Source organism: Mesorhizobium sp. M1078 (genome assembly GCF_040318615.1).
Classification (GTDB): Bacteria; Pseudomonadota; Alphaproteobacteria; order Rhizobiales; family Rhizobiaceae; genus Mesorhizobium.
Window position 1 is genome coordinate 1 of the sequence record NZ_JAMYMP010000084.1, and the last position, 1,846, is coordinate 1,846.

At 60.9% G+C, this 1,846-nt stretch carries 2 protein-coding genes; both read right to left on the reverse strand.

Annotated features, from left to right (window positions below; all coding sequences use genetic code 11):
* Positions 1-176: 176 nt before the first annotated feature.
* The gene (locus tag NKH38_RS33545) at positions 177-362 is read right to left on the reverse strand and encodes a hypothetical protein (RefSeq protein WP_023690579.1); all 186 of its coding nucleotides are present in this window, start codon (positions 360-362) and stop codon (positions 177-179) included.
* Positions 363-502: 140 nt separating this feature from the next.
* Positions 503-634, reverse strand: coding sequence for an insulinase family protein (locus NKH38_RS33550; protein ID WP_023690580.1), 132 nt, complete (start codon positions 632-634; stop codon positions 503-505).
* Positions 635-1,846 lie beyond the last annotated feature (1,212 nt).

Sequence of the window (1,846 nt, forward strand, 5' to 3'; positions counted from 1 at the left end):
CCTGTCTGCGTCCGGCACTGCCCCCCAACCCCCCCACCCCCCCTCACCCCCCCATAGTTTGGGCTTTTTCCCCCAATATTGCGTGGGGGGGGGGGGGCCGGCGGGGGGGGGGGGCGGGGGCGGGCCCGCCCCGCGCGCACAACCCTGCCAAAGGTCTTCGCGGCCAGCGCCTGGTTCTACGTGCCGGCCACCGCGTCGTTCGGTCGGCAATATTTGTTGTAGATCGTGAATGCGTCGGTGCCGTTCAGCTTCTCCATCTCCTGTATCCAGCCGTTGACCGGAATGCGGTAGGGCTGGTTCGGCCGCAATGTCGCGTTGACCTCCTCGTCCAGCAGACCTGCGGGTTCGTCTCTCTGCGCCAACGGCGCTCCTCCAGGATCACTTTTCGCTCGGTCTTGATATCATCCTCGTTGAGGATGAGGTTGAACATGCGATCGGCCTCGAAGCCCATCATCTCGCCCAAACGAGTCATAGGCGGTGAGGGCGTTATTGTAGCCGCCACTCACTTAGACGGCTCGGTGAACTCGCTGTCGGCGCGGTTGGGCGTCGCCCTAAAGATCAGACGCTCGAGGAAATGGGCAAGTCCGGATTTGCCGGGTGGCTCGTCGGCGCTGCCGACCTTGTACCAGACCATATGAGTGATGAATGGCGCGCGCTGATCGGGGATGTCGACCCTTCCATGCCATTGCCGAGCAGGAAATCCGTAATCATGCCGCCGTCAGTGGCGGCCAGAGCGGGAGCGGTCGTCGCCAGGGCTAGGGCGGTGGCAGTGAATGCCTTGCGCAGCCAGGGGGCGATCGATGGCTCCGGTTGGAAAGGCAAGTTTCGAGGCAGTGATTTGTTCCTCATTTTCCTGAACGGGCTGCGTCTTCGATCCCCGTGGGAGGATCGGCGGGCAGGCCGAGCCAGATGAATCATGCGGCCAAGGCTCACTCGAGCCTCATCTTGGGAAGAGCCCAGGAGACCGGCGGCGGTGTTCTTGGGGGGATGGTCATTGGATGGATTTTCCTTGATCCGCGACGCCTTGCGGACGACCACGCATGCACCGTGCCAGATCAGAAAACATTCGAGGCATGTGGACAAGTCAGTCTGACATGTTGTGCATCCGACATTGTGGGCCATCGAACAGGGCTGAAGGCGACGCGAGCACGGCTGAGAATATCTTCTTCATTGGAAGACGCTTGGGCGCGCTGCTGGGGAATGGGGACAGGATGCGCTTCGAAGGCCGCTGCACCGACGGTCAGAATTGAAATGTTGTCGCTCCAGCGGACCGATGTCCTCGACAGTCAGACCGGGCGGTGCTGAAGGGTAGAGGCGTGAGCAGCGTAGCTAAGTGGGCGCGGACCCAGCTCGCGCGCGAAGACGGACCTGAAAAAAACGGCGAGTGGCGACATTCGCGAGGCGCTGGAGGTCGTAGGACTGGGCGGGAAAAACGATGCCGTTGCTCTCTTCTGGCGTGATGGCCTGCCGCGAGGCCGTTGAACTTGGTGAGTTGCTGCGGGAAGGGGAGTGTTTTCGCGGGGACCTTGGTCAACGTAAGAAACAAACTTCGAGCTCGCCTTGGATGGGGGCATGCAGCACATTTGCCGCTGCAGGACAGCAGCACGGAAGCTGTCCGCGCTTGCCGTCGTCCCTGGGCACCAAACAGCAGAATTTAGCGGTCGCGATTGATTTCATGTGCGTAAAATACCGCCTGGTGCGCTCGGCTGCAAATGCATGCCTGGCAGAGTGGTCGCTTAGGTCGGGACTGTCAGGAATTCCGTGTGCGGGTGGGCATAATGGGTAAAAGGATTCCCACTATGACCCGACGCAAAGAACCTGCGATACCAAATGATTTACTCGACCA